This window comes from Shewanella sp. Sh95 (assembly GCF_001308045.1).
Taxonomy (GTDB): Bacteria; Pseudomonadota; Gammaproteobacteria; order Enterobacterales; family Shewanellaceae; genus Shewanella; species Shewanella xiamenensis.
Genome location: NZ_LGYY01000176.1, coordinates 1 through 390 on the forward strand (window position 1 = coordinate 1; position 390 = coordinate 390).

Annotated in this window: 1 protein-coding gene; it reads left to right on the plus strand. The window is 42.8% G+C overall.

The annotated features are described in order from the left end of the window. The first annotated feature begins 129 nt into the window (after positions 1 to 129). A complete protein-coding gene (locus AEA42_RS21850; protein ID WP_280938062.1) occupies positions 130 to 303 on the plus strand; it encodes an FAD-binding protein in 174 nt (57 codons plus the stop codon). The last annotated feature ends 87 nt before the right edge of the window (positions 304 to 390 follow it).

A 390-nucleotide genomic window follows, 5' to 3' on the forward strand; every position in this document is an offset into this window, starting at 1 on the left:
AGGTACTCAGGCGGCCTGATTATCAAATCACGGAGAAAGAATTGCTGGCGGCCTGGGTATTATTCGCCAATCAGTTGCTCAAATATGGCTATGCTATGGCTGATTTATGAGGGGATCCTTCAGGGCTTGATGTGTATGCCATTAACGCCGATGCAAAAAAAATTAGGAATTAAAGACTCCGCAGAATTAATGATCAAAGATATGCTTAAAGCTGGGCGTGGTTTTAATCATCCTGAACTTTGTCGCACTTTAGCTACAGAAGCGCACAAAGCCCTGAAGAATCCCCTGATGATTTACAAATAAATCATCAAATTAGGGTGGAAGCGCATCTTGTTGCATGATCAAATGGTTTCGCCAAAAACTACACTTGGACAACAAGATGCGCGAAGC